Raw genomic sequence first — 24111 nt, 5'->3', positions numbered from 1 at the left:
GGACGGCCCGGACTGCGCGCCGGGCCGTCCCGCAGGACATGAGGCGGCCCCGGGCCGCGCCGTCACGGGGCGGCGCGACCGGGGCCGGGCTCGACCAGGCGGGCGACGGCGGCACGCAGGTTGTCCCGGGCCGCGGCGGGCGCGCCCAGGTAACCGGCGACCATCGCCCCGTCCCGCAGCATGACCAGGGTGTCCGCGCCGAGCTGCGGGTCCGCGTACGCCATGGTGGTCAGCAGTTGGACCAGCGCGGCCCGGAACCAGGCGCGGTGCGCGACCACCGCCTGGTGCACGGGGTGGGCCGGGTCGGGGAACTCGGCGGCGGCGTTGATGAACGGGCAGCCCCGGAAACCGGGGGCGCAGATGTCCTCGCCGATGCCGTCGACGAGCAGCCCGAGCAGTGCGACCGGATCACCGGTGATCGCGAGGGCGGCTTCGAGGCGGGCGCGGATCGCCGCGTCGGCGTGCTCGACGTACGCGCGGACCAGGTCGTCCTTGCCGGGGAAGTGGCGGTAGAAGGTGGCGCGGGTGACCTGCGCCTGCTCGATCACCCGGTCCACGCCGACCGCGTGGATGCCCTCGGCGTAGAAGACCTGTGCCGCGGCCGCGAGCAGGCGCTCGCGGGCCGCGGAAGGACGTACCGTCATCTCGGTCACCTGACCAGGGTAGGGACCACGCTCAGCGCGCGTTGCGCACGGCCCAGGCCAGGGCGTGGTCGGCCACTTCCTGCCAGCCGTCCTGCCCGACGGTGTAGTGGCTGCGACCCGGGAACTCGCGGTATTCGGTGATGGCGGCGGAGTGCCGGTAGAGGCGGTGATTGGCGCGGTTCACCGAGGCGGGCACGATGTGGTCGGCTCCGCCCGCGACGAACAGCAGCGGCGCGCGGTCGACACGGCGCACGTCGACCGCCAGCGGCGACTTCGCGTCGAAGTTGGCGAAGGCGCCCTGGAACAGGGCCCGCGCGGCGGCCGGGACGTGGTAGCGGTCGTACACCTGCCGGGACTGCTCGGCGGTGAGCGTGTTGGTGAAGGCGTAATGGAACTGCTCGGGCGACAGCGGCACGGCCCGGCTGCGGTTGGCCGGGTTGCCGAGCACCGGCGACGCCGCCTTGAGCTGCGTGAAGGGCAGCCGGTACACGCCGCGCACCTGGCCGGAGTTGATGGCCACGCCGGCCGCGCCGAGGCCTCGGCCGAGCAGGATCTGCGTCAGCGCGCCGCCGAACGAGTGGCCCATGATGATCGGCTGCGTGCCCAGGTCGCCGATGATGCGCTCGTAGTGGTCGGCGACCTCGCCGACGCCCAGTCCGGCCAGCGGCGACGGGTCCCGGCGCAGCGCCTCGACGCCGCCCTCCAGGCCGGGCCAGGACGGGGCGAGCACCCGGTAGCCCGCCTCGGTGTAGCGGTCGATCCAGTGTTCCCAGCTCAGCGGGGTCATCCACAGGCCGTGGATCAGCACGATCGTGTCGGGGGCGGTCATGGCCGGTCAGCTCCTCTACTAGTAGACAGAACGTTCTGTCTACGTATGACGCTACGCCCGGCGGAGGGCGCGTTTCAAGAGGAGGGAGAACGGTCGTTCTATGAGCTGGGTCACGGCGACTGCGCTCGGGATATGGTGCGGGCATGACCGGTTCGGCGCTCGACGCGCTCGCCTCCACAGGACTCGACCACCGCGTGATCCGGCACGGGCCGGTGCGCAGCCTCGCCGAGGCGGCGGCCGCCCGCGGCGTGGAGATCCCGGACGTGGTGAAGACGATCGTGGTCCGGCGCGGCGACGACGACTTCCTGTTCGTGCTGGTCCCCGGCGACCGAGTGATCTCCTGGCCGAAGCTGCGGGCGCTGCTCGGGGTGTCCCGGCTGTCCATGCCGGACGCGGGCGAGGCCAAGACCGCCACCGGGTACGAGCGCGGGACGATCACGCCGTACGGGTCGCTCAAGCCGTGGCCGGTGATCGCTGACGAGCGGCTGCGCGGACGCGAGATAACCCTCGGCGCGGGCGAGCACGGGCTGGCCGTCGCGGTCGACGCCGACGGTGCCGTACACGGGCTCGACGGCACGTTCGCCGACGTCACCGACCCGGAAGCGGCGAAGTGAGTTCTGCCGGACCGGCGACATGATCTTCCGTACCGCCGTCCGCGCCGACCTGCCCGCGATCCTCGCCCTGCTGGCCGATGAGGACAGGGTCGCCGATCCGGCGACGATGGTGGTGGACGCGACCTACGAACGCGCCTTCGCGGCGGTGGACGCCGATCCGCGCAACGAGATGCTGGTGCTGGTCGAGGACGACGGGACGGTCGTGGGATGCGTGCAGGCGACGTACATCCCGGGGCTGGGCCGGCGGGGTGAGGAGCGGGCGCTGCTGGAGGCGGTGCGCATCCGGGCCGACCGGCGCGGTGCGGGCCTGGGCCGGGACCTGATCGGCCGGGCGGTCGCGCGCGCCCGCGACCGCGGCTGCACGCTGGTGCAGCTGACCAGCAACAAGCGCCGCACCGAGGCGCACCGCTTCTACGCCTCGCTCGGCTTCGAACGCAGCCACGACGGCTTCAAGCTCGCGCTCTAGCCACTCCGCTACCGCACTTGCGCATCGACGCAGGCAGAGCGCCTGCCGTGTCGACAAGGCGCCCGTCTACCACGCGGAGCGATGTGCGGCGATGCTGCTCGTCTCGCTGACGCGAGCCGACGATGCCCTTCCTGTCCTCAGGGCGCGGGCCAGGCGGGTGACGGCTTCGTCGTGGTGGGCGGGTGGGGCGGCGGCGAAGGTGAGGCGCAGGTGGGGGGCGGGGCGTTCGGCGGCGTACCAGGGGCGGCCCGGGAAGACGGTGACGCCTTCGGCTGCCGCGGCGGTGGCGAGGGCGACGTCGTCGGTGCCGTCGGGCAGGCGGGCCCACAGGTGCAGGCCGCCGCGGGGGACGGTCGGGGGCACGAGTTCGGGCAGGTGGCGGCGCAGGGCGGCGAGCAGGGACTCGCGGCGGTCGCGCAGTGCCGAGCGCAGGGCGCGCCGGTGGCGGGTCCAGGCCGGGGAGGTGACGAACTCCAGGGCGGCCTGCTGCAGCGGGCCGGCGACGTAGAAGTCGTCGAGCAGGCGGGCCGCCCGCAGCCGCGCGCCGGCCGGGCCGCGGGCGCCGATGGCCGCGACACGCAGGCCCGGGGCGGCCGACTTGGTCAGTGAGCGCAGGTAGACGACGTGGCCGTCAGGGTCGTCGGCGGCCAGGGGCGGCGGGGCCTCGCCGTCGATGGTGAGGTCGCGGGCGTAGTCGTCCTCGATCAGGAACGCCCCGGCGGCCCGCACCGCCGCGGCGACCTCGGCGCGGCGGTGCCCGGCCAGGGTCGCGCCGTGCGGGTTGGCGTAGAGCGGCTGACAGTAGAACAGGCGCGCGCCGGTACGGGCGAAGGCCGCGGCGAGCTGGTCGGGGCGTACGCCGTCGGCGTCGGCCGGCACCGGCACCACCCGCAACCCGGCGGCGCGGGCGGCGGCCAGCGCGCCCAGGTAGGTGGGCGACTCGACGAGCACCGTGTCGCCGGGTGCGCTGAGGGCGCGCAGCGCGGTCGACAGCGCCGCCTGGCCGCCGGGGCAGATCACCATGTCGTCGGCGTGCAGTCCGGCCCCTGTCTCGCGGGCGAACCAGGCCCGCAGGTCCTCCCGCCCCTCGACCGGGCCGCGCTGCCACGATGCGGGCTGGCGGGCGGCGCGGGTCAGCGCGGCGCCGAGCGCCGCAGCGGGCTGCAGGCCTGGTTCGAGGTAGCCGCCGGACAGCAGGAGCGCGCCCGCGGGCGGCAACGCCAGTAACGCCTGCATCTCCTCGTCGCCGGGTGGGCGGGCCCCGAGCGCGACGGTCTGCCAGGACAGGTCGGGCACGCCGGGGTCGTCCGGCGGGACGGCCACGAAGGTGCCCTTGCCGGGCCGCGCCTCGATCACGCCCTGGGCCACCAGCTGGCGGACCGCCTCGGCGACGGTGACCGGCGAGGCCTGGTGCCGGGCGGTCAGCTCCCGTACGGACGGCAGCCGGGATCCAGGGCCCGCGACGGCGGCGAGACCGCGCAGATCTTGGATAACGCGCATCGCTGCGTTATCGTTACTCATGACGGACAAGAGTAGCGCTACCGCGCCGGAAACGGTAACAGCGGATCGGGTGACGGGGCTGGCCCTGGGCGCGGTGGGGGTGCTCGCGTTCAGCCTGTCGCTGCCCATGACCCGAATCGCCGTGCAGCACCTCGATCCCTGGTTCGTCGCCTTCGGCCGGGCCGTCGGCGCGGCCCTGCTGGCCGGGGCGTACCTGCGGATCACCGGCGCGCCCCGGCCCACCCGGGCGCAGTGGCGGCGGCTGGCCGTCGTCGCCGCGGGCGTCGTGGTCGGCTTCCCGATGTTCACCTCGCTGGCGCTGACGACGCAGACCGCCGCGCACGGCGCCGTCGTCATCGCGGTGCTGCCCGCCATGACCGCGGTCTTCGCGGTGCTGCGCGCCGGCGAGCGCCCGCCGCCCGCGTTCTGGGCCGCCGGCGCGGCCGGGCTGCTGGCCGTGCTCACCTTCCTGGTCACGAGCGGCGCGGTCCGCGGGGCGCTGTCCGTCGCGGACCTGTTCCTGCTCGCCGCGGTGGTGCTGTGCGGCCTCGGCTACGCCGAGGGCGGCAAGCTGTCGCGGGAGCTGGGCGGCGCGCGCACCATCTGCTGGGCGCTGCTGGTCTCCCTGCCGGTCACCGTTCCCGTCACCGCCGTCGCCGCCCTGGTCCGCCCGCCGGACGCCGACACCGTCGACTGGGTCGCGTTCGGCTACCTCACCGCGGTCTCCATGTTCCTGGGCTTCTTCGCCTGGTACGCGGGCCTGGCCAGGGGCGGCATCACCCGGGTCGGCCAGATCCAGCTCGCCCAGCCGGTGCTCACCCTGGCCTGGTCGGCCCTGCTGCTGGGTGAGACGGTGACTCCTGCCTCGATCGGGGCCGCGCTGATCGTGCTCGCCTGCGTCGTGCTGATCCAGCGCACCCGTGCCGCTGCGCCCGCACCCGCCGTCGGAAAGGCCTGACCGTGTACACACCCGCCCACTTCGCCGCCGACCCCGCCGCCGTCCGCGAGCTGCTGACCGGCCACGGGGCCGCCGACCTGGTCACCGCGACCGCCGAGGGCCTCGTCGCGACCACGCTGCCGTTCGTGTTCGACCCGGATGCCGGCCCGCACGGCGCGCTGCTCGGCCACCTGGCCCGCAACAACGACCAGTGGCGCCGCCCGGTGCTCGGCGAGGCGCTGGCCATCCTGCGCGGCCCCGACGCCTACGTCTCGCCGTCGTGGTACGCCGCCAAGGCCGAGCACGGCCGGGTGGTGCCCACCTGGAACTACACCGTCGTGCACGCGTACGGCGAGCTGCTCGTGCACGACGACCCGGCCTGGACCGGCGCGCTGGTGCGCCGGCTGACCGACCTGCACGAGGGCCGCCGCCCGCAGCCGTGGTCGGTCGACGACGCCCCGGCCGCGTACGTCACCGGCCAGCTGCGCGCGATCGTCGGTGTCGAGCTGCGCATCTCGCGCCTGGAGGCCAAGTGGAAGCTCAGCCAGAACCGCTCCACGGCCGATGTGGACGGTGTCGTCGCCGGACTGCATGCCGACGGCGCGCACGCCGCCGCCGACGCCGTGGACCGGGCCCGGCCCACGGACTAGAGTTCGGGGCCCCCGACCGCGCACACCCCCGGAGCGCACCCATGACGAGGTCGACTCGGCTGTTCATCATCCTCGGCGTGGTGCTGGCCCTGGTCGGCGGCGCGGCGTACGCGGCGGTCCAGGTAGCCAAGGACCGGGTGGACTCGGCGATCCCACAGGTCGACCTGTTCGGCCCGAGCGAGGAGCCGTCGCCGTCGCCGAGCCCCAGCGCCAGCCCCACTCCCCCGGCCGGGGCGGACATCAAGGGCCCGCTGAACATGCTGATCCTCGGCCGCGACACGCGCGAGGAGCAGAAGGGCTCGCCCGCGCACGGCGACGTGGTGCTGATCCTGCACGTCAACAAGGACCTGACCAGCGCGTACCTCACCTCGCTGCCCCGGGACCTGGTCGTGGACATCCCGGCGTTCGCGCCGTCGCGCTTCCGCGGCGAACGCAGCAAACTCACCCACGCCCTGACCTACGGCGCGCGGATGCCCGGCGGGAAGTACAACATCGCCCAGGGCTTCCAGCTGCTGGCCAAGACGGTGGGCAAGTACACCGGCATCACCCGCTTCGACGCGGGGGCCGTCATCTCGTTCAACGGCTACATCCGGCTCGTCAACGCCCTCGGCGGCATCGACGTCTACGTGGACCAGAAGGTGGTCTCCATCCACCGTCGCCCTGACGGCGAGCACCGCACGACCTGCCGCGGCTGCGCGCACGGCTACTCCGGCCCGCGGATGACCTACAACGTCGGCACCCGGCACCTGGTCGGCTGGCAGGCGCTGGACTACGCGCGGCAGCGTTACGTCCCCGGCGGCGACTACACCCGCCAGCGCCACCAGCGCCAGCTGCTCAAGGCGATGCTGACCAAGGCGCTCAGCGCCGACCTGCTCACCGACCCGACCAGACTCGACAGCGTGCTCAGCGCGCTCGGCGACACGTTCACCTTCGACGGCCGCGGCCGCAAGCCCAGCGAGTTCGTGTACGCCCTGCGCAACATCCGCCCCGCGAACCTGACCCTGGTCGGCCTGCCCGGCGGCGGCGTCTTCAGCGGCGGCGCCTACCGCGGCGAACGCCTCGACGCCGTCCAGTCCACCTACTTCGCCGCCCTCCGCGCCGACAAACTAGACACCTGGACCAAAACCCACCCCACCCTCGTCAACACCCGCTGACCCCCGAGAACGAAGGAAGGGCACCTTCTTATCGCTATGCGTAGAGGAAGGGCACCTTCCCATCACCCGAAGCGTGGTGACCAGCGGTGCAGCGTGCGGTGCGCGGTCGAGCGGGGCCAGTCGGGCGCGCGATAGCCTGGCGGGCGATCATCGCCCGCGGTGGGCGGGGCGCGGCCGGGAGGATCGGTACATGGTGGAGCAGGCGGTGACGGTGCGCGCGGCGGGGCCGGACGACGTGCCGGCGATCGTGGCGTTGGTGGAGTCGGCGTACCGCGGGGACAGCAGCCGGGCCGGGTGGACCACCGAGGCCGACATCCTGCAGGGTCAGCGCACCGACGCCGAAGCGGTGGCCGCGCAGGTCGCCGACCCGGACGGCGTGGTGCTGCTGGCCGAGCGCGGCGGGGACCTGCTGGCCTGCTGCCACCTGGAACGCCGCGACGGCTACGCCTACTTCGGCATGTTCGCGGTGCGCCCGCTGCTGCAGGGCGGTGGCCTGGGCAAGACCGTGATCGCCGAGGCGGAGCGTTTCGCCGCCGACGAGTGGGACGTGCCCGAGATGCACATGACCGTGATCTCGGTACGGTCCGAGCTGATCGCCTGGTACGAACGCCGTGGTTACTCACGCACCAGGCAGACCAGCCCCTTCCCGTACGGTGACGAGCGCTTCGGCCTGCCGCAGCGCGACGACCTGGAATTCGAGCTGCTCGTCAAGAAGCTCTAGCCGACGAAGAACTCCTTGAGCACCGGCGCGACCGCCTCCGGCTTGAGCAGGTGCGTCTGCCCCGGCAGGGTCCGGTAGTCGGCGCTGGGCAGCGCCTGGGACAGGGCCTTGGCCCCGTTGCGCATGTACTCCGGGCTCTTGCCGCCGTCCATGACCAGCGCCGGGAGCGACGCGCCCGCCCAGCGGGAGGCGTCCAGCGCCTGGCCGCGACCGGTGTCGCCGAGCACCCGGAAGTCGTACGGCAGCGTGTGCGCCACACCCTTGAGCTTCTTGAAGTTCGGCGTCAACTTCATGATCGCGACCACGAACCCGGGCACCCCGACCGTCTTCATGAACGTCGTGACGGCGTCGCCGCGGCGGTCCTGCGCGATCATCGCGTCCATCTTGTCCAGGTAGTCGTCGGGCCGGGCCGCGTGCGTGCCGTCCACGATGAACGGCGGCTCGTACACGGCGAGCTTGCGCACCCCGCCCAGCCGCGCGGCGGCGTCGCAGGCCAGCACCGCGCCGGAGGAGATGCCGTACACGTAGGCGCTGCCCCCGGCCTCCTTGATCAGCGCGTCGAGGTCCTCGACCTCCCGCTCGACCGAGTACGGCGCGGTGTCGCCGCTGTCGCCCCGGCCGCGCCGGTCGTAGGTGTAGACGGTGTAGCTGTCGGCCAGCAGCTTCGCCAGCGGCTCGGCCGGGCCCATGGCGCGGTAGCACATGGCCCCGTCGACCAGGATCACCGCCGGGCCCTGCCCGACCTTGCTGAAAGCGATCGCGGTGCCGTCCGCGGAGACGACGGTGTTCATGGGTTGCTCCTTGTGGGTCATCACGCCCGGCCCTGCGCGTAGAGGGTGTCCAGCCAGGACTGCCAGGCGGCGGATTCGTCGGTGGGGGTGAACAGGTGGTGCATGGCGACCATGGACCCGGTGAAGCCGCGCACGAAGCGGTACAGCGCGTCCGGGGTGCGCACGGCCAGGGCGTGGGCGCTGACGTGATACACGGCGCCGGTGCGCGCGACGCCGTCGACGGTGAACCCGGCCGCGTCACCGGGCTTCGGCGCGTCCGCCAGGCCGAGCGCGCCGTGCAGCAGCCGCCAGGCTTGCGGCCAGTCGCCGACCGGCGGGCCGAACACCGTGACCGGCGTGGCGGTGCGGCCGCGGAACCAGGTCAGGTACTCGGCAAGGGTGCGGTGGAACAGCGCCAGGCCCAGGCCCATCGCCTCGAACTCGTCGGCCCAGTCGTCGCCGGGCAGGAACCCGCTGGTCACCGTACGCACCACGGCGCTGCCGCCGGCGCGGCCCTCGATGAGGAACTCGTACGCCACGAACCTGCCGTCGGGGGCGGGGGCGTCCCCGTACGCCAGGCGGTGTCCGGGTTCCCAGGCGGTGATCGGCAGCGTCGGGGCGTACCCCCCGAAAGCAGTGCTCACCGTGCCACCCGGACCGGGTGTCACCTCGTTGCGGCCCATGAACCACGAGTCGATGCCCGGACCGGTCGCGATGGCGTCCCAGACCTGCTCCGGAGTCGCCCCGACCGGCAGCTCCTCGGTGATCTCGAAGTCCTTGCCCATGTCAGCCCTCCTCGGTCCGGGTCACGCTCGGGTGCACGGCGATGATGATCCGGTGCTCGCGCCCGCCCTCGGCCTGCTCGTCGTGGTACTTGCTCACCAGCGCGGTGACCGCGCTCGCCAGCTCCTCGGCGAACGCGGACCGCTCGGCCGGCCCGGCGAAGCGCACCGTGCCGTCCATGGCGAACGTGGCCAGCCGCTTGTTCGCCTTGGCCGCGCCGGTCAGCAGCTCGCCGATGTCGCGGACCAGCCGGGCCGCCAACGCCAGCAGCCAGCGCGCGGACAACCGGTCGGGCGCGCGGCCCGGATCGGGCTGCACGGCCGACAGCGCGATCGGGGAGATGACGTAGGACGCGGCGGTGGCCTGCAGCACGCGCTCGGTGACGTTGCCCTTGCGCCGCTCCTCGATCAGCTCGACCAGCCCGTGCCGCTCCAGCTCGCGCAGGTGGTAGTTCACCTTCTGCCGGGGCTGGCCGACCTTGGCCGCCAGCGAGGTCGCCGAGCCGGGCTCGACCAGGGCGGCCAGCAGCCGGGCCCGGATCGGGTCCAGCGAGGCCTCGGCCGCCGCCGGGTCGTCGATCACCGCTACATCGAACATGTCCGTATCCTGCTACCGACAAATTTTTTTGTCAAGCCGCGGGCAGCCCGGCCGCCGAACCGGGCAGAGGTGACTTTCCGCAGGGGCGTCAATCCGGCGACAGTCAGAAACCCCACAAAAGATCACCAGATCGTAGAGCACGCGGCTACGCAACGTTAGCGTCGGTGGCATGACGAACCCGATCGCCGATATCAGCGTGCCGGAACTCAGCCGGCGGATCGCGCTTCTGGAGCGTCAGGAGATCGCCGAAGGCGCGCTGGACGTCTGCACCCTCACCATGGACCTGCGCCACAAGTACCGCCGCGCCCTCGTCGCCCGCGACCAGGCAGCCCTGTCCCTGGTGCACCGCGAGCACTGGACCGCCGCCGACGTCGCCGAGGTCATCTGCGGCCACCGCGCCTGCGCCCCGCGCGCCGCGGTCATTCTGGAATGGACCGGGCTGACCGCCGACGGCGGCACCGAACGCGACCTGGCCGAACGCCAGCTGGTCGCGACGCAGCTGCGCGAGCTGCTGTCCCTGGCGTACGACAAGGCGCTGCGCCTGCTCCCGGCGGCCCCGGTCGACCTGAACCTGCCCGAGGATCCCACCGAGCGGCTCGCCTACTGCGCGCACTGGCTGCGTTTCGTGGACGGCTACCGCGCCGCCAACGAGGCCTCGCGCATCCTGTTCGCCGCGATCCTGGCGCACCACCACGGCTGGCCGCTGCTCGACGTGGCCGAGCTGGGCGGCGTCACCGCCGACGAGGTCACCTCGGCGCTGGCGGCCGCCGCGGCGAGCCCGCCGTCCGATGCCGACAGCGGCCTGCTGGCCCAGCTGGCCCTGCTCGACCGCGTCCTGGAACACAACACCGAACGCCTGCTCGCCGTACGCGAACGCGCTCTGGCCGACAGTCTCGCCGACGGCGTGCCCGAACGTGTCGTCGCCGCCCACATCGGCCTGCCCGCCCACGAACGCTCCGCCGGCCACGACCGCCAGCCCTGCCCCGCCTGACCCCCGCAGCACCGCGCGAAGGACACGGGAACCACCGAAGCAGGTGTGCGCAGCGGTCGGCACAGCGGCTGCGGCAGACTCAGCTGATGACCAACCCGTATCTCCAGGCCGGTTACCGGGTGCGCTTCGACTGGGGGCCGAGCGGCGCCGACGTCGTCGGCGCGGGCGCGAGTGTCGTGGCAGTCGTCGACGTGCTGTCGTTCACCACTGCGCTGACCGTCGCCGCCGACCAGGGGATTGAGGTCTTCCCGTACCGGTGGCGCGATGCGAGCGCGCAGCAGCACGCCCGTCGGCATGACGCGGTGCTGGCCGTCGGGCGCTCCCAGGTGAGCGCGGAGCATCCGGTTAGCCTGTCGCCGGCGACCATCCGGCGGGCGTCCGGGGTGAGCAGGCTGGTACTGCCGTCGCCGAACGGCTCGACGATCGCGCAACGCCTGGCCGAGGCAGGCGCGACCGTCATCGGGGTGGCGCTGCGCAATGCCGCTGCCGCCGCGACGTGGACGGCGGCCCGGCTGTCCGACGATCCCGACGCGGTGGTGGCCGTCGTAGCGGCGGGTGAGCGGTGGCGGGCCGACGAGTCGCTGCGGCCCGCGGTGGAGGACCTCTGGGGCGCCGGGGCGTTCGTCGACGCGCTGGATGGGCAGGGGTTCGGCGCACTGTCGCCGGAGGCGGAGGCCGCCGCGGCCGCGTACCAGCGGGTGGCCGGCCGGTTGCCCGCGGCACTGCACGACTGCGCCGGCGGCCGCGAGCTCATCGGGTACGGGTACCCGCAGGATGTCGCGATCGCGGCCGAGGTCGGCGTGAGCCGGTCGGTGCCTGTGCTGTCGGGTGCGAGCTTCCGGGTCCAGACGTCCGGCTGAGCAGGATCGTCAGGCGCCCGCCGAGACGGCGCCCGGTCAGGCCGGCAGCGGCTTGGCGTAGCAGACGCTCATCTCCCACCGGTCGTACGGCGGGTAGTTGGGGATGCGGGTGAACCCGGCCCGCTCGTACACGGCGATCGCCTCCGGCTGCCGGACTCCGGTCTCCAGCTTCATCCGGCGCGCGCCCGCCCGCACCGCCAACGCTTCGGCTTCCGGCATCAGCCGCCGGGCGATGCCGCGGCCGCGCCAGGCCGGGACGACGTACATGCGCTTTAGCTCCGCCTCGCCGCCGTCCAGCGGCTGCACCGCGCAGCACCCGACAGCCGCCCCGCCCGCGAGCACGAGCAGGAACCGCGCCGCCTCCCGGACGGTCGGGTGCTCGAAGTCGATCTCCTCGGGGTAGAGCGCGTCCAGCTCGACCCGCATCGCGCCGACCAGCGGCGCCAGCCGCGGATCCGCCGGCGACACCTCGATGATCTCCATGGTGGCGGTCTCCGTGCTCATCGTCTCACTCCCAGCAGCAGGTCGAGATGGTTGTCGACGGCCCGCACCAGCAGGTCCGGCGGATACAGGTCGGGCGTGGCCACCCCGCACAGCGCCAGCCCCTCCAGCAGGGCGACCAGGTTGCGGGCCCGCAGTTCAAGATCGTCCGGGGGTACGCCGTACGCGTCGCGCAGCAGCCCGGTCAGCCGCCGGATCCACGACTCGTGCCGGACCACGTGCTCGGCCAGCAGCACCGGATCGGTGCGCGCCGCCATCAGGAAGTAGGCCCAGATGGTCGAGTTCAGCCGCCGCTCCTCGTCGAGCGGCACGCCCTCCTGTAGCACGGCGCGCAGCCGCTCCCGAGGGCTGTCGAACCCGCCGAGGGCGTCGATGCGCGCGGCCATGCGCCGGTGCATGACGTCGCGGGCATGGGTGAGCAGGGCGTTCTTGTCACGGAAGTAGTGCGCGACGCGACCCGTGGTGCAGTCCGCGGCGTCGGCGACCGCGCGCAGGGTGAGCCCGTCGAGCCCGTGCTCGCTGACCACCTGCCAGACGGCGGCGGACAGCTGCTCGCGTCGCTCGTCGTGGTCCACCAGCCGGGGCACGCCGCACCTCTTTTACATCACAGCCGTTACGTAACGCGCGTTACGCTATCAGCCTCGCCCGAACCCTGTCCAGGGTTCGGGCGAAGCGCCCCTCGATCATCCGACTTGCCTGGCTCATGGGCGTATCTTGAGCTCGCTTTCGACCACGTGCCAGGCAAGTCGGGTGATCTGGCGGGCGCCCGGGGTCCGGCTACCGGCGGGCCGCGAAGCGGTCGAGGGCGGCGAGCACGACCTCGCCGATGCCGCCGCCCGAACCGTGTCCGGCCCGGTCGACCAGGGTCAGCTCGGCGTCGGGCCAGGCCTGGGCGAGGCGCCAGGCGATGTCGGCCGGGCCGCTGATGTCGAGCCGCCCGTGCACCAGCACGCCGGGGATGCCGGCCAGCCTGCCCGCGTTGGCCTGCAGCTCGCCGTCGGCCAGGAACGCCGCGTTGGCCCAGTAGTGGGTGACCAGCCGGGCGAAGACCATCCGGAACTCGGGGTCGTCGTAGCGCGGGTCGGCCTGGAATGCGGTGGCGATGGCGACGTGCTGGTCCTCCCAGGCGCACCAGTCCCGGGCCGCCTTGTCACGCACGGCCAGGTCCGGGTCGGCCAGCAGCCGGGCATACGCCGCGGCGAGGTTCCCGTCGCGGTCGGCCTCGGGCACCCCGTCGCGGAACCGGGCCCACTCCTGCGGCAGGATGCGCCCCATCTGCCGGGTCACCCAGTCGACCTCGGCGTGCGTGGTGTTGGTGAGGCTGAACAGCACCATCTCGGAGACCGCGGACGGGTGGCGCTGCGCGTACGCCAGGCCCAGCGTGCAGCCCCAGGACACGCCGAGCACCAGCCAGCGCTCGATGCGCAGGTGTGCCCGCAGCTGTTCGAGGTCGCGGATCAGGTGGTGGGTCGTGTTGACGCCCAGGTCGGTGGCCGGGTCACCGGCGCTGGGCGTACTGCGTCCGCAACCGCGCTGGTCCACGAGCACCACCCGGTACGCGGCCGGGTCGAAGTAGCGCCGCCAGCCCGCGGTCGCCCCTGAGCCGGGCCCGCCGTGCAGCACGACCGCCGGTTTGCCGGCGGGGTTGCCGCAGACCTCCCAGTACACGCGGTTGCCGTCGCCGACGTCGAGCAAACCGCTGTCGTACGGCTCGGTCTGCGGGTACACGGCCACCTCCGGGAAATACAACAGCGCTGTTATATTTTTAGCATGGCCCACCTCCCCGAGCGCGAAGCGGTCGGCACCCTGCTGCGTCACGTGCTGGAACTGCTCGACGGCGATGTCGCGAAGGTTTACGCCGAACGCGGCCTGGCCGACTACCGCCCGCGCTACTCCCCCGTGGTCCGCGCGCTGCTGGCGAGCGGCCCGATGCCGATCCGCGACCTGGCCCGCGCCGTCGGGGTGACCCACTCCGCGGCAAGCCAGACGGTGGCCCAGATGAACCGCGCCGGCCTGGTCGACCTCACCCCCGGCGCCGACGCACGCCAGCGCCTGGTCACCCTCACCGCCAAGGCCCGCGCCCTGCTGCCCGTGGTCACCGCCGAGTGGTCGGCCACCACCGCCGCGATGCGCACATTGGACACCGAACTCTCCATCCCCCTGGCAGACCTCCTCACCGAACTCGCCACGGCCCTCACCCGCCGCCCCTTCCGCGCCCGCATCGCCGACGCCGGCCTTCCCTCCCCCGAAGCTCGCGACGATCTTGTGTGAACCGTTGCCCGCTGCCCGGAAGGGGCGTGTCCCCCACGGTTCGCGCAAGATCGTCGGGTCGGAGTGGGGCGGGAGTGAGGGTGGGCGGGTGATAGTGGGGAGGTGACGATCGTGGCGGTGCTGCTTTATCCGGGGTTCACGGCGCTGGATGCGGTGGGGCCGTATGAGGTGCTGGCGCGGTTGCCCGATACGCGGGTGGTCTTCGTGGGCAGGCAGGCCGGGGCGGTGGTGGCCGACACCGGGGCGCTGACGATGGTCGCCGAGCGGGCCATGGACGAGCTGCGGGAGCCGGATGTGGTGGTGATCCCGGGCGGGCTGCAGGGGTCGTTCGCCGCGGCCGCCGACGCCGGGTACGTCGACTGGGTCCGTACCGCGCACGTGACCTCGACCTGGACCACGTCGGTCTGCACCGGGGCGCTGATGCTGGGGGCCGCGGGCATCCTGCGCGGCCAGACCGCGACCACGCACTGGGCCGCCAAGGACTACCTGGCCCGGTACGGCGCGACGTACGTGTCCGAGCGCGTGGTCGAGAACGACCGCGTGATGACCGCTGCGGGGGTGTCCGCCGGCATCGACATGGGGCTGCGCCTGGCGGCGCACCTGGCCGGACCGGCGCTCGCCGGGGCGGTCCAGCTGTCGATCGAGTACGACCCACAGCCGCCGTACGCGGCCGGCTCGCTGGGCACCGCCTCGCCGCAGACGGTGCGGCTCGCCGTCGACCTGATGCGTACCGAGACGCTGCCCTGACCGGTTGCCCGCCGCCCCTACCCTGCGCGCGGCATGGGGACGAGCCTGACCGCCGGCGCCCTGCCGGGCAGGACGCCGGCAGGCGTCCTCAGCCCTCCAGCGCCGGTTCGGGCCGCTCCGACCGGGCGGGGCGGACCAGGTAGCCGAAGGCTGCGGCCGTGAAGAACATGATGATGCTGTACACCGCGGCGGGCACCGCCAGCGCCGTGCTCGCCAGCAGCGTGGTGGCGATGAAGATGGCCAGCGTTCCGTTGTGGATGCCGATCTCCATCGCGGCGGCGACCGAATCCCCGCGGTCGAGCCCGGCCAGGCGCGGCAGGAAGTAGCCGACGGCGAGGCTGAGCACGTTGAACAGGAGCGCGACCAGGCCCGCGTCGGCGAAGTAGGCGGCGATGTTGTCCTTCTCCGACACCAGCGTGCCGATGATGACCAGCACCAGCACCGCCACGGACAGGAAACGCACCGGCCGCTGCATCCGCTCGGCGAAGTCGGTCGAACGGCTGCGGATGAACATGCCGATCACCACCGGGATCAGCACGATCGCGAACACCTGCACCGACTTGCCGAACTGCAGGCCGATCTGCTCGGTGCCGCCCAGGAAGTGGTTCAGCGCGAAGTTCACCACCAGCGGCAGCGTGAAGATGGCCAGCACCGAGTTCACCGCGGTCAGCGTGACGTTGAGCGCCACGTTCCCGCCGAACAGGTGGCTGTAGAGGTTCGCGGTGGTGCCGCCGGGCGACGCCGCCAGCAGCATCATGCCCGCCGCCAGCGTCGGATCCAGGTCGAGCAGCACCACCAGCCCGAAGCACACCGCGGGCAGCAGCAGCACCTGGCAGACCAGGGCCACCAGCACCGCCTTCGGGTACACCGCGATCCGCTTGAAATCGGCGACGGTCAGCCCGAGGCCGAGGCCTAGCATCACGATGCCGAGGGCGACGGGCAGGAACACCTGGGTCAGCACTGAATCCATAGCCGAGGATTCTTCATGGCGTGTGACCGGCGACACATCAGCCGGACAGCCGACGTGGCAGACTCCCCGCCCATGGGGAGCCCGCGATGAATTACACCCGCGATGCCGCGATGACCGCTTTGATCTTCGGCTTCTTCGCCTCGGCCTGGTTCGGCTGGGCGCAGGAGGCCCCACCGGCCGCCTGGAAGAAGCGGCTCGGCATCGCCGGTGGCGTGAGCATGCTGGTATCGGTGATCGGCGGCATCCTGGCCTGGCAGCACTGGTCGGCCGGATCGGCGCTGAGCGAGCCGGGCGCGATGCGCAGGTACGGCATCATCGTCGGGATCGAACTCGTCGCCGCGGTGGGCGGCGCGCTCGTGCTCGGTCTGCGCGGCAAGCGCGAGCTGATCGCGCCGTGGGTGTGCCTCGTGGTCGGCGTGCACTTCATCCCGCTGGCCGGTCCGCTGCAGAGCCCGATCCTGTTCCCGCTGGCCGTGGCGATGACCCTGGTCGCGGCGGGCGCCACCCCACTGGCCCGCAGACACGGCCTCCCGCCGAGCGCGACCACCGGCGTCGGCGCGGGCGTCTGCCTGCTGGCCTGCGCCCTCGCCGCTCTGGTCTACGCCTTCACCCGCTAGGGGTCAGAGGGCGCGGCGGAGCCATTCCTCGACGCCGGCGACGTGGATGAGGGCCCAGGACTGGGCCACCTCGGGGCGGCGGGCGGTGATGGCGTCGAGGATGGCCAGGTGCTGCTCGCGGGTGCGTGCCACGGCGCCGTCCTGGGTCAGGCCGCGCCAGATCCGGGCCCGGGTGGTCGGGCCGGACATGCCGTCGATGATCGAGCACAGCACCGCGTTGCCGGTGCCCGCCGCGATCAGCCGGTGGAACTCCAGGTCGTTGGCGACCAGCTCCTCCAAGGACGCGTCGGGGCCGATCGCCTCGACCACCGTGGCGAGTTTGGCTACGTCCTCCTCGGTCATCCGCTGTGCCGCCAGCGCCGCGGCGGCGGGTTCGAGGATGCGGCGCATCTCCAGGAACTGCAGCACCGTGTCGTCGCGGTGGAAGTCGACGACGAACGTCAGCGCCTCCAGCAGCAGCCCGGGTTCGAGGCTGGTCACGTACGTGCCGTCGCCCTGGCGGACGTCGAGGACCCGGATCAGGGACAGGGCGCGCACGGCCTCGCGCAGCGAGTTGCGGGACAGCCCCAGCCGCTCGGCGAGGTCGGCCTCCTTGGGCAGCTTGTCGCCGGGGCGCAACGCACCCGAGAGGATCATCTCCTTGATCTTCTCGATGGCCTCGTCGGTCAGTGCCATGGCGCGCTCCTGGTGCGAAAGGTGGGGTGGGAGTCCTCACGAACACCGAACAGGCTCGCGATCACCGTCCCGACAGCCGCGACAGCAGCGTCGCCGTCTCCATTGGACACCCCCCGTCCCGAGGAAAGGAAGGGCACCTTCACATCGCTATGCGTTATAGAAGGTGCCCTTCCTAACGGTGACAGCCTGCGACCTGGGGATGCGTGGTTAAAACCCGGCGACGTGCGGCGTCGCGCGGCGGTAGGGTCCGCGGCGTGGGACGAGTCGTGACGCTGGTGCTGGTGGACCCGGTCGGAGCCGTACTGGGGGCACTGCCTCCGTACGAGGTGGAACTGCCCTGGTGGCAGGAGGTCGCCGAGGTCGTCGCCGGAGCCCGCGAACACCACGGCGTCGACGTGACGGTGCTGCGGCTGCTCCACGCGGACCAGCCGGCCCCTCCCGGGGGCAAAATCACCTATCTCGCCGAGGTCGCCGGGGATCCGGGCCCGTTGCGCCCGGCCGCCGCCGCGCTCGTGCCGCACCCGCGCCGCGCGCCGTACGCCGAGGTCGGCGGCCCCGCCGCCAGCCTCGCCTGGGCCACCGAGGCGCTGGCCGCCCAGGGCCGGACCGTGACGGCCGCCGCGCAGCAGCGGACCTGGAACCTGTCCGCCATCTGGCGGCTGGACACCGACACCACGCCGGTATGGCTCAAGCAGGTCCCCGCGTTCTTCGCCCACGAGGCCGCCGTGCTGCGCTGGCTGGGCGAGCACTCCCCCGGCACCGCGCCCGTCCCGATCGCCGCCGACGGCGGCCGGGTGCTGCTCGACGACCTGCCCGGCACCGACCGGTACGGCGCGCCCGCCGCGGAGCGGCTCACCATGCTGGCCGACCTGCACGCCGTGCAGCTCGCCGCGGCCGGGCGGGTCGGCGACCTGCTCGCTCTGGGCGTGCCCGACCAGCGGTCGGCCCGCCTGGCCGAACGCCTCCGCGCGGTCGTCGCCCGCGACGCCGGACCGCACGCCGCCGTGTCCACACCGGTGGCTGAACCCGGCGACCAGACGAACGAGCAGGCGCGTGCCGCCGGGGAGCTGTCCGGGGCGGCCGGCGTCGGCGGACCTGGTCCGCGGTTGTCGGCACTGCTGGCCGGGCTCGACGACCGGCTGGACGAGCTGGCCGCCTGCGGGCTGCCGGACACGCTCGTGCACGGGGACTTCCACCCCGGCAACGTGCGTGGCACGGCCGAGCGGCTCAGCATCATCGACTGGGGCGACTCCGTGATCGGGCACCCGGCGATCGACCTGCTGCGTATGTGCGAGCACGTCGACGACCCCGAGCCGCTGCGCCAGGAGTGGGCCGCGCGGTGGCGGGCGGCCGTGCCCGGCTGCGACCCCGAACGGGCCGTGGTGCTGATCGAGCCGCTGGTCGCGTTGCGCAACGCGGCCGCGTACGCCGGTTTCCTCGACGCCATCGAGCCGTCGGAGTGGCCGTACCACGCCGACGACGTGCCGTACTGGCTGGCGCAGGCGGCGGCCTGACCTGTTCGGCCGCTCCCGCGGAAGGCGGCGCGCACGGCCCGGACCGATGTCATGATCCGGGTAGTAGGCGATCTTTGCCCCATCCGGCTGGTCCCGAAGGAACCGAACAGGGCTCACGGAGCGTTCGGGCGATGCGGCAGGATGTTCCGCGATGTGTGGATCTGGGGAGCGGGGTAGGCGGCGATGAGCCTGAGGACGACGGCGCGCAGGGGCGCGATGGCACTGGTGCTGGCGGTGGTCGCGCCGCTGGCGTTGACGGCGTGCTCGAAGGGTGAGACGCCGCCTTCGTTCGTGGCGCCGACCCAGTCGGCCCCGGTGCCCGCGCCGGCCAGCACGGAGCCGCTGGCGCTGGCCGTGACGCCCGCCGAGGCGGCCAAGAACCAGCCGGTGAGCGCCGAGATCGGCACCAAGGTCAGCGGCGGGCAGGTGCAGTCGGTGACGATGACCGACGCGGCCGGCGGCAAGGTCGGCGGGAGCATGCGTGCCGACGGCTCGTCGTGGGTGCCGAGCAAGCCGCTCAAGTACGGCAAGAAGTACTCGGCGACGGTCGTCGCGGTCGGCCCGGACGGCACGACCATGGAGAAGAAGACGTCGTTCACGACGATGGGCAGGCCGAGCAAGAAGACCGGGGCCGGGCTGTACCTGTTCGCCGAGCGTACCTACGGCGTGGCGATGCCGGTGGTCATCGAGTTCACCAAGCCGGTGCCGGCGTCGGCGCGGGCCGCCGTGGAGCGCCGCCTGTTCGTGAAGGTGGAGCCGCCGCAGCCGGGCATCTGGCACTGGTCCAGCGCGCTGCAGGTGATGTACCGGGGGCCGGAGTACTGGCAGACCGGCACGAAGATCACCGTGCGGGCGGCGCTGGAGGGCGTGCCGATGGGCGACGGCCGCTACGGCGACGCCGACCGGCTGGGCGTCGGCAACATCGCCAAGGAGAAGATCGAGCTGATCGTCGACAACGCGAACAAGCGCATGCAGGTGTTCAAGAACGACGCGGTGGTCAAGACGATCCCGGTCAGCCTGGGCAAGAAGACGACCCCGTCGTCCTCCGGCACCATGGTGATCATGGACAAGCAGCGCAAGACGGTCTTCGACACCACCGACGACCCGGGCAACGTCGACCGCTACGTCGTCAACATCGAGTACGCCCAGCGCCTGACCTGGGGCGGCGAGTACATCCACGCCGCACCGTGGTCGGTGCAGCACCAGGGCGTGCGCAACGTGTCGCACGGCTGCGTGAACGTGTCCATGGCCAACGCCGTATACCTGTTCAACCTGACCAGCGTCGGCACGCCCGTCACCGTGAAGGGCACCGAGCGCAAGGTCAAGCCCGCCAACGGCTGGACGGCGTGGAGCGTGGGCTGGGAGGACTACATGAAGGGCAGCGCGCTGCCGATCCCGCCGGAACTGGCCGCGCTCGGCAACCCGGATCCGTCGGCGTCGGCGCAGCCGTCGCCGAGCGTGTCCCCGACGGCGTGACCAGGGCCGCCTGACTTTCGTCAGACATAGGTCCCGACCGACGACAGGTGCAGTCGGGACCTGTGTTTGGGCAGACTGGTTCAGGTCGGCCCGGGTTCGCCTCAACGGCGCGGTGAACCGGGGCCGCACAGACCTTCCTCGCACACCTGTCCCCGCCCTCGGGCCGCCGCCGGCGCCGGGGGCGTCCCCGTCTCCGGGTCAGGTCAGGGTCACGTCCCTGATGCGGGACCGGGCGGCAGCGGCCAGGCTGGCCCGCATGGCACGCAGAAGTGGGCAGTGGGGGCGGCAGACGCTGGTGTGGCTGCACGCCGTCACCTCGATCGGCTGGATGAGCCTGGCCCTGTGCCTGTGCGTATTGCTGATCACCCGCACGCCGGCCGGTTACGAGGCCGCCCGCACCCTCGACAAGCAGCTGCTGGCGCACCTGGCGACCTCGTCGGCGTTCACCGGGCTGATGCTGTCCGCGCTGACGGCCTGGGGTTACCTGCGTTACTGGTGGGTGCTGGCGAAGTTCGCGGTCACCCTGATCCAGCTCTACGTCGGCATCTTCATCCTCAGCCCGCGGCTGGACGCGCTGCCCGAAGCCGGGGCCGCCGCCGACGCCGGCCCGATGATCGTGGCGTCGGCGCTGATGGCCTCGGCGATCGCGGTGCAGGCCTGGCTGTCGGTGGCCAAACCTTGGCGGCACACCCCGTGGACCGACCCGAGACGTCGTACGCCGACCTTCCCCGCCTGGTTCCACTGGGCCGCGGTCGCGGTGCCGGTGCTCGACTTCGTGCTCTGGCGGGCGCTGTTCGGGGCGCCCGCACCGCTGCTCTCGCTGATCGTCGTGCTGGCCTTCCCCTTCTTCCGGCGCCGCCGCATGCGCCTGGCCGCGGCCTGACCGGCCGGTCCGGGTGGCGCCGGCGGCCGGCCCTGGGGCTAGGACCGGCCGCCGTGTCTCACGGTGCCGTGGGGCGCTGCGACGCCTCGATGCCGCGCGCAGCGCACGGCCGCCACCCCGGGGGAGGTACGGGTGGCAGGGCCCTGCCCACGTCCGTGAGCCTTGACCCACCATTGTCGTGACGGCCGGCGCGCACCGGAACTGATCTTGGTGGAGAGCGCTCTCTCCGCCAGATCTGTTCCTGCCCGCGCCGGAGGGGACGGGATCGGAGTCTTTCTACCCCGCCGCGGTATGTCAGCGCCAGAGCAGGCCGGGAATTTGTTGCCGGAGAATGCATTCACCGAGGCCGGGCGTGATCCGCCCGAAACCGCCGCGTCCCGTCACGTCCGCTCAGCGGGAAAGGGCAGGTCCGAAAAGCTGGGGGAAATCGCTCCCGGCAACCAGTGCGGCGAGCGCCGGGTCGCGGGCCAGGGCCGTCGGGTCGTGGGCGAGCGACGTCTCGCCCACCCGTGCCACCGCCTCCTTGAGCGCCGCGCTGAACCGCTGCGCCTGCGCCGTCGACGGCAGGCGCCCCACCAGCAGCGCCGGCAGCAGCAGCCGGCGGGCCAGCAGTTCCTGCGCCGACGTCACCTGCGGGCGGCGCACCACCGAGACGTTGACCCGTACGGCGTGCTCGTTGCCCTGCGGCGCGCCGGGCCGGTCGGTCTCGATCGCCGCGTACCGGAAGCCGTGGGCGACCTCGCACGATCCGCACGACACCGGCCCGGAGCCCAGCCGGCCGCCGCACCCGTCGCAGCGCAGCCGGTCGAGGGCGGCGTCCACCACGCACCAGTCGTGGCGGTGGGGCTCGTCGGCGACCATCCGGGCGACGTCGGTTTGCTCGGCCGCCGACAGCTCCCCGAACCCGGCCCCGACATAGGCGCGCCACTGCTCCTCGACCAGCGCGTCGACCAGGCCCGCGCACCGGGCGCAGCCCGGCGCGCCGCCGAACTCCCAGGCCGGGCAGTCCAGGCAGGGCCGCAGCGGGTCGCCGATCTCCGGGCGCACTGCCACGACCGCCCCCTTCCGCCCCGATCGCGGTCAGCCTGCCAGGCGCGACACCCGAGCCGCCAGCGGATTCCGGTGGCCGCTACGACGGGTGCTCGGACGTGTGGAGCAGCACCCGGTTGCCCAAGGGCTGCGCCAGGCGCACCGTGAACTCCTCGGTGTACAGCTTTGCGAACCGCGCGCAGCCTTCGGGTGTGCCTGGGCTGGCGGCCGGGGGCGTGGCGACGATCCGCAGCCGCACCAGGGCCGCCTTGGCCGACTCCACCACCTCGGCTTCGTACTGGTTCGCCAGCCGGCCCGGACACGGCGGACCCGGAGTCGTCAGGCGGACGGTCAGCGTCACCCCGTCGGCGGCGAGACCCGCCGGGCCCATCGCCCCCTTCATGCGCTCCGCCGGCCAGAACGCGGTGTCGGCCAGCGCGAGGACGGCGATCGGCTGGAACGACTCCGCCGCGGTGAACAGCCACGCGGGCAGCTTGCGCAGGCCACGGTCGGTGGAGAACTCGGCTTCGCCGAGCGTCACCTTCGTGATCGCCAGCGGCGCCGGGTTGGCGTCGGGCGCAGACTTGGGATCGCCGACAGCGAGGAGCATGTCGTACGCCTGCCGCGCGCTGATCGCCGGCAGCTCGAACGCGCCGTCGTGCAGGGTGGCGCGTACCGTCGCCGGGCTGTCTGGCAGCTCCGCCCGCAGCGCCAGCCGCCCCAGCGAAACGGCGATCTTCGCGTCGCCGGAGGTGTAGCCGTACTCCATCACACGGCCGCTGAACAGCAGGATCGGCCGCGGCGTGCGCTCCACCGGGAAGTCGGCGAACTGGGCGAGCAGCGCCTCGGCGTCGGCAGGTGCGGTCGCCTCGCCGACCATCGGCACCGCCAGGGCGGGCTCGGGAGCCCGCGCGCACCCGGCGAGGACGAGCACCGGCACAGCGAGCAGCCCGGCCGCGAACCTGGTCAACTTGCGCTTCACAAGAACTCCCCCGAGTCGGCGATGCATGTCACTCGATCGACGCTCGGCAGCGCGCTCCGGTTGCCGGATCCGGCGGCTAATCGACGCGGCCGCCCGCGGCGGGTGGCGTGGCCAGCCGCCAGTACTGCCGGCGCTGCTCCTCGCGCACCAGCACGCCCAAACGCCGCAGCTCCTCGCGCAGCACCGCCGACTCCGCCTCCTCGCGTTTGGACAGCGCCTTCGCCCGCGCCACCAGCAGCGCGTTCGCGCCCTCCGGCAGCCCCGGCAGGTCGGGCACCCAGAGCCGGAACAGCTCGCCGTGCGGGTCGCCGTCGGTGCGCCACGGCCAGCCGTGCGCGGTGAACGCGGCCCGCAGCTCGTCGGTGCGCAGATCGGAGGCCTCCCGGGCGTGCTCCCAGCCGTCCGCGTTCTGCAGCACGAGCTGCTTGCCGTCGGCGAAGACCACGGCCACGTCGGCGCGGGCGACCGTGCGGGACGGCCCGTCGACCCGGGCCAGCACGGCCACGTCGTCGCGCACCGTCACGGTCAGCCGCTCGCCGATCGCGGTGAGCACCAGCAGCAGCCCGGCGACCAGGCCGAGCACGAGCGCGCCGACGGTGGCCCACGGCTCGGGGATCTCCGCGATCAGCTTGAACGGGCCCTGCAACGGCGCCCACGACAACCCGGCGATCCAGCCCGCGACCGCCTTGAGCAGCCAGCCGAGGGCCATGCCCGCGATCGGGAAACCCCAGGCGATCAGCGCCCGCTCCCCGGCCGGCACCGCCACCACCGTCTCCGCGTCCCCGTGCGCCATCGCCGGCCTCCTGCCTGCCGTGTGCTCCGGGCCGCGGCCGGTGCGGCCCGTGCCGCGGCGTCGCCGCCGAGAGTCGCACACGCGCCCGCCGCCGTACACCGCCGGGCACCTTGACGGCGCTGCGATCGTGGGTGGGG

Annotated in this window: 28 protein-coding genes; 14 read left to right on the top strand and 14 right to left on the bottom strand. The window is 73.0% G+C overall.

Annotated features, from left to right (window positions below):
- Window positions 1–62: 62 nt before the first annotated feature.
- On the bottom strand, window positions 63–644 hold the full coding sequence (locus tag F6W97_RS23955) for a TetR/AcrR family transcriptional regulator (RefSeq protein WP_155373091.1): 582 nt from the start codon (window positions 642–644) through the stop codon (window positions 63–65).
- A gap of 31 nt (window positions 645–675) precedes the next feature.
- The gene (locus F6W97_RS23950) at window positions 676–1473 is read right to left on the bottom strand and encodes an alpha/beta hydrolase (protein ID WP_155372642.1); all 798 of its coding nucleotides are present in this window, start codon (window positions 1471–1473) and stop codon (window positions 676–678) included.
- A 143-nt stretch (window positions 1474–1616) separates the two neighbouring features.
- On the opposite strand from F6W97_RS23950, the gene F6W97_RS23945 reads away from it, so the two are divergent.
- Both F6W97_RS23945 and F6W97_RS23940 read left to right on the top strand, forming a co-directional pair.
- Window positions 1617–2087 (top strand): aminoacyl-tRNA deacylase, encoded by a 471-nt coding sequence (locus tag F6W97_RS23945; protein ID WP_155372641.1) that lies wholly within the window; start codon window positions 1617–1619, stop codon window positions 2085–2087.
- 19 nt (window positions 2088–2106) lie between these two features.
- Window positions 2107–2553, top strand: coding sequence for a GNAT family N-acetyltransferase (locus F6W97_RS23940; protein WP_155372640.1), 447 nt, complete (start codon window positions 2107–2109; stop codon window positions 2551–2553).
- A gap of 66 nt (window positions 2554–2619) precedes the next feature.
- Here the strand turns inward: F6W97_RS23940 and F6W97_RS23935 are convergent, their stop codons facing one another.
- Window positions 2620–4074, bottom strand: a complete 1455-nt coding sequence (locus F6W97_RS23935) for an aminotransferase-like domain-containing protein (protein ID WP_155372639.1) — start codon at window positions 4072–4074, stop codon at window positions 2620–2622.
- 49 nt (window positions 4075–4123) lie between these two features.
- Between F6W97_RS23935 and F6W97_RS23930 the strand changes: the two genes are divergently transcribed.
- The 4 genes from F6W97_RS23930 to F6W97_RS23915 all read left to right on the top strand — a co-directional run bounded on the left by F6W97_RS23930 (window position 4124) and on the right by F6W97_RS23915 (window position 7515).
- A complete protein-coding gene (locus tag F6W97_RS23930) occupies window positions 4124–5011 on the top strand; it encodes a DMT family transporter (RefSeq protein ID WP_230686907.1) in 888 nt (295 codons plus the stop codon).
- 2 nt (window positions 5012–5013) lie between these two features.
- Window positions 5014–5640, top strand: a complete 627-nt coding sequence (locus tag F6W97_RS23925) for an FMN-binding negative transcriptional regulator (protein ID WP_155372637.1) — start codon at window positions 5014–5016, stop codon at window positions 5638–5640.
- A gap of 41 nt (window positions 5641–5681) precedes the next feature.
- On the top strand, window positions 5682–6794 hold the full coding sequence (locus tag F6W97_RS23920) for an LCP family protein (RefSeq protein WP_155372636.1): 1113 nt from the start codon (window positions 5682–5684) through the stop codon (window positions 6792–6794).
- Window positions 6795–6984: 190 nt separating this feature from the next.
- Window positions 6985–7515 (top strand): GNAT family N-acetyltransferase, encoded by a 531-nt coding sequence (locus F6W97_RS23915; RefSeq protein ID WP_155372635.1) that lies wholly within the window; start codon window positions 6985–6987, stop codon window positions 7513–7515.
- Here the strand turns inward: F6W97_RS23915 and F6W97_RS23910 are convergent.
- Genes F6W97_RS23910 through F6W97_RS23900 form a run of 3 tightly spaced genes read right to left on the bottom strand, consistent with a single transcriptional unit; the run spans window position 7512 to window position 9665 of the window.
- On the bottom strand, window positions 7512–8306 hold the full coding sequence (locus F6W97_RS23910) for an alpha/beta fold hydrolase (RefSeq protein ID WP_155372634.1): 795 nt from the start codon (window positions 8304–8306) through the stop codon (window positions 7512–7514). The two genes, F6W97_RS23915 and F6W97_RS23910, sit on opposite strands and share 4 nt — an antisense overlap.
- Before the next feature lie 20 nt (window positions 8307–8326).
- The gene (locus F6W97_RS23905; protein WP_155372633.1) at window positions 8327–9070 is read right to left on the bottom strand and encodes an SRPBCC family protein; all 744 of its coding nucleotides are present in this window, start codon (window positions 9068–9070) and stop codon (window positions 8327–8329) included.
- A 1-nt stretch (window position 9071) separates the two neighbouring features.
- Entirely contained in the window at window positions 9072–9665 is a 594-nt protein-coding gene (locus tag F6W97_RS23900) for a winged helix-turn-helix domain-containing protein (protein ID WP_155372632.1), read from the bottom strand.
- 169 nt (window positions 9666–9834) lie between these two features.
- Here F6W97_RS23900 and F6W97_RS23895 point away from each other — a divergent pair, with 169 nt between their 5' ends.
- Window positions 9835–10656, top strand: coding sequence for a hypothetical protein (locus F6W97_RS23895; RefSeq protein ID WP_155372631.1), 822 nt, complete (start codon window positions 9835–9837; stop codon window positions 10654–10656).
- An 86-nt stretch (window positions 10657–10742) separates the two neighbouring features.
- On the top strand, window positions 10743–11516 hold the full coding sequence (locus tag F6W97_RS23890) for a 2-phosphosulfolactate phosphatase (protein WP_155372630.1): 774 nt from the start codon (window positions 10743–10745) through the stop codon (window positions 11514–11516).
- A 36-nt stretch (window positions 11517–11552) separates the two neighbouring features.
- On the opposite strand, the gene F6W97_RS23885 is transcribed toward F6W97_RS23890, so the two are convergent.
- The 3 genes from F6W97_RS23885 to pip all read right to left on the bottom strand — a co-directional run bounded on the left by F6W97_RS23885 (window position 11553) and on the right by pip (window position 13745).
- Complete coding sequence (locus F6W97_RS23885; RefSeq protein ID WP_230686906.1) at window positions 11553–12020, bottom strand: GNAT family N-acetyltransferase; 468 nt, start codon at window positions 12018–12020, stop codon at window positions 11553–11555.
- The gene (locus F6W97_RS23880; protein WP_155372629.1) at window positions 12017–12604 is read right to left on the bottom strand and encodes a TetR/AcrR family transcriptional regulator; all 588 of its coding nucleotides are present in this window, start codon (window positions 12602–12604) and stop codon (window positions 12017–12019) included. The genes F6W97_RS23885 and F6W97_RS23880 overlap by 4 nt, the downstream gene beginning before the upstream one ends.
- A gap of 190 nt (window positions 12605–12794) precedes the next feature.
- A complete protein-coding gene (gene pip / locus F6W97_RS23875) occupies window positions 12795–13745 on the bottom strand; it encodes a prolyl aminopeptidase (protein ID WP_155373089.1) in 951 nt (316 codons plus the stop codon).
- 42 nt (window positions 13746–13787) lie between these two features.
- Between pip and F6W97_RS23870 the strand changes: the two genes are divergently transcribed.
- Together F6W97_RS23870 and F6W97_RS23865 are read left to right on the top strand one after the other, a co-directional pair.
- Window positions 13788–14288 carry a MarR family winged helix-turn-helix transcriptional regulator gene (locus tag F6W97_RS23870; protein WP_155372628.1) on the top strand — a complete coding sequence of 167 codons (501 nt, stop codon included), beginning with the start codon at window positions 13788–13790 and terminating at the stop codon, window positions 14286–14288.
- A 102-nt stretch (window positions 14289–14390) separates the two neighbouring features.
- Complete coding sequence (locus F6W97_RS23865; protein ID WP_230686905.1) at window positions 14391–15035, top strand: DJ-1/PfpI family protein; 645 nt, start codon at window positions 14391–14393, stop codon at window positions 15033–15035.
- 88 nt (window positions 15036–15123) lie between these two features.
- On the opposite strand, the gene F6W97_RS23860 is transcribed toward F6W97_RS23865, so the two are convergent.
- Window positions 15124–16005: a bile acid:sodium symporter family protein gene (locus tag F6W97_RS23860; protein ID WP_155372627.1), complete on the bottom strand. Its 882-nt coding sequence runs from the start codon at window positions 16003–16005 to the stop codon at window positions 15124–15126.
- Window positions 16006–16091: 86 nt separating this feature from the next.
- Here F6W97_RS23860 and F6W97_RS23855 point away from each other — a divergent pair, with 86 nt between their 5' ends.
- Complete coding sequence (locus F6W97_RS23855) at window positions 16092–16622, top strand: hypothetical protein (RefSeq protein ID WP_155372626.1); 531 nt, start codon at window positions 16092–16094, stop codon at window positions 16620–16622.
- A 3-nt stretch (window positions 16623–16625) separates the two neighbouring features.
- Here F6W97_RS23855 and F6W97_RS23850 read toward each other — a convergent pair whose 3' ends face one another.
- On the bottom strand, window positions 16626–17297 hold the full coding sequence (locus tag F6W97_RS23850) for a FadR/GntR family transcriptional regulator (protein ID WP_155372625.1): 672 nt from the start codon (window positions 17295–17297) through the stop codon (window positions 16626–16628).
- A 254-nt stretch (window positions 17298–17551) separates the two neighbouring features.
- Between F6W97_RS23850 and F6W97_RS23845 the strand changes: the two genes are divergently transcribed.
- From F6W97_RS23845 to F6W97_RS23835, 3 genes are all read left to right on the top strand, one after another.
- Window positions 17552–18811 carry a phosphotransferase family protein gene (locus F6W97_RS23845; protein ID WP_155372624.1) on the top strand — a complete coding sequence of 420 codons (1260 nt, stop codon included), beginning with the start codon at window positions 17552–17554 and terminating at the stop codon, window positions 18809–18811.
- A gap of 183 nt (window positions 18812–18994) precedes the next feature.
- On the top strand, window positions 18995–20287 hold the full coding sequence (locus F6W97_RS23840; protein ID WP_155372623.1) for a L,D-transpeptidase: 1293 nt from the start codon (window positions 18995–18997) through the stop codon (window positions 20285–20287).
- A 256-nt stretch (window positions 20288–20543) separates the two neighbouring features.
- Complete coding sequence (locus F6W97_RS23835) at window positions 20544–21170, top strand: hypothetical protein (RefSeq protein ID WP_155372622.1); 627 nt, start codon at window positions 20544–20546, stop codon at window positions 21168–21170.
- A gap of 390 nt (window positions 21171–21560) precedes the next feature.
- Here the strand turns inward: F6W97_RS23835 and F6W97_RS23830 are convergent, their stop codons facing one another.
- The 3 genes from F6W97_RS23830 to F6W97_RS23820 form a co-directional block, all read right to left on the bottom strand.
- A complete protein-coding gene (locus F6W97_RS23830) occupies window positions 21561–22223 on the bottom strand; it encodes a hypothetical protein (protein WP_196279290.1) in 663 nt (220 codons plus the stop codon).
- Between the two features lie 76 nt (window positions 22224–22299).
- Window positions 22300–23181, bottom strand: a complete 882-nt coding sequence (locus tag F6W97_RS23825; RefSeq protein WP_155372621.1) for a hypothetical protein — start codon at window positions 23179–23181, stop codon at window positions 22300–22302.
- A gap of 76 nt (window positions 23182–23257) precedes the next feature.
- On the bottom strand, window positions 23258–23974 hold the full coding sequence (locus tag F6W97_RS23820) for a YqeB family protein (protein WP_155372620.1): 717 nt from the start codon (window positions 23972–23974) through the stop codon (window positions 23258–23260).
- Between the last annotated feature and the right edge of the window lie 137 nt (window positions 23975–24111).

This window comes from Catellatospora vulcania (genome assembly GCF_009720385.1).
Lineage (GTDB): Bacteria > Actinomycetota > Actinomycetes > Mycobacteriales > Micromonosporaceae > Catellatospora > Catellatospora vulcania.
Note: the sequence above shows the minus strand (reverse complement) of the source record. Positions and strands in the feature narration are given on the sequence as shown.

What these genes read in the sequence shown, in the direction of transcription:
- F6W97_RS23945 (WP_155372641.1), top strand. Translation starts at nt 1,617, where the DNA reads ATGACCGGTTCGGCGCTCGACGCGCTCGCCTCCACAGGACTCGACCAC.
- F6W97_RS23900 (WP_155372632.1), bottom strand. Translation starts at nt 9,665, where the DNA reads ATGTTCGATGTAGCGGTGATCGACGACCCGGCGGCGGCCGAGGCCTCG.
- F6W97_RS23920 (WP_155372636.1), top strand. Translation starts at nt 5,682, where the DNA reads ATGACGAGGTCGACTCGGCTGTTCATCATCCTCGGCGTGGTGCTGGCC.
- F6W97_RS23855 (WP_155372626.1), top strand. Translation starts at nt 16,092, where the DNA reads ATGAATTACACCCGCGATGCCGCGATGACCGCTTTGATCTTCGGCTTC.
- F6W97_RS23905 (WP_155372633.1), bottom strand. Translation starts at nt 9,070, where the DNA reads ATGGGCAAGGACTTCGAGATCACCGAGGAGCTGCCGGTCGGGGCGACT.
- F6W97_RS23870 (WP_155372628.1), top strand. Translation starts at nt 13,788, where the DNA reads ATGGCCCACCTCCCCGAGCGCGAAGCGGTCGGCACCCTGCTGCGTCAC.
- F6W97_RS23935 (WP_155372639.1), bottom strand. Translation starts at nt 4,074, where the DNA reads ATGAGTAACGATAACGCAGCGATGCGCGTTATCCAAGATCTGCGCGGT.
- F6W97_RS23895 (WP_155372631.1), top strand. Translation starts at nt 9,835, where the DNA reads ATGACGAACCCGATCGCCGATATCAGCGTGCCGGAACTCAGCCGGCGG.
- F6W97_RS23890 (WP_155372630.1), top strand. Translation starts at nt 10,743, where the DNA reads ATGACCAACCCGTATCTCCAGGCCGGTTACCGGGTGCGCTTCGACTGG.
- F6W97_RS23955 (WP_155373091.1), bottom strand. Translation starts at nt 644, where the DNA reads ATGACGGTACGTCCTTCCGCGGCCCGCGAGCGCCTGCTCGCGGCCGCG.
- F6W97_RS23820 (WP_155372620.1), bottom strand. Translation starts at nt 23,974, where the DNA reads ATGGCGCACGGGGACGCGGAGACGGTGGTGGCGGTGCCGGCCGGGGAG.
- F6W97_RS23835 (WP_155372622.1), top strand. Translation starts at nt 20,544, where the DNA reads ATGGCACGCAGAAGTGGGCAGTGGGGGCGGCAGACGCTGGTGTGGCTG.
- F6W97_RS23850 (WP_155372625.1), bottom strand. Translation starts at nt 17,297, where the DNA reads ATGGCACTGACCGACGAGGCCATCGAGAAGATCAAGGAGATGATCCTC.
- F6W97_RS23840 (WP_155372623.1), top strand. Translation starts at nt 18,995, where the DNA reads ATGAGCCTGAGGACGACGGCGCGCAGGGGCGCGATGGCACTGGTGCTG.
- F6W97_RS23910 (WP_155372634.1), bottom strand. Translation starts at nt 8,306, where the DNA reads ATGAACACCGTCGTCTCCGCGGACGGCACCGCGATCGCTTTCAGCAAG.
- F6W97_RS23915 (WP_155372635.1), top strand. Translation starts at nt 6,985, where the DNA reads ATGGTGGAGCAGGCGGTGACGGTGCGCGCGGCGGGGCCGGACGACGTG.
- F6W97_RS23885 (WP_230686906.1), bottom strand. Translation starts at nt 12,020, where the DNA reads ATGAGCACGGAGACCGCCACCATGGAGATCATCGAGGTGTCGCCGGCG.
- F6W97_RS23940 (WP_155372640.1), top strand. Translation starts at nt 2,107, where the DNA reads ATGATCTTCCGTACCGCCGTCCGCGCCGACCTGCCCGCGATCCTCGCC.
- F6W97_RS23950 (WP_155372642.1), bottom strand. Translation starts at nt 1,473, where the DNA reads ATGACCGCCCCCGACACGATCGTGCTGATCCACGGCCTGTGGATGACC.
- F6W97_RS23860 (WP_155372627.1), bottom strand. Translation starts at nt 16,005, where the DNA reads ATGGATTCAGTGCTGACCCAGGTGTTCCTGCCCGTCGCCCTCGGCATC.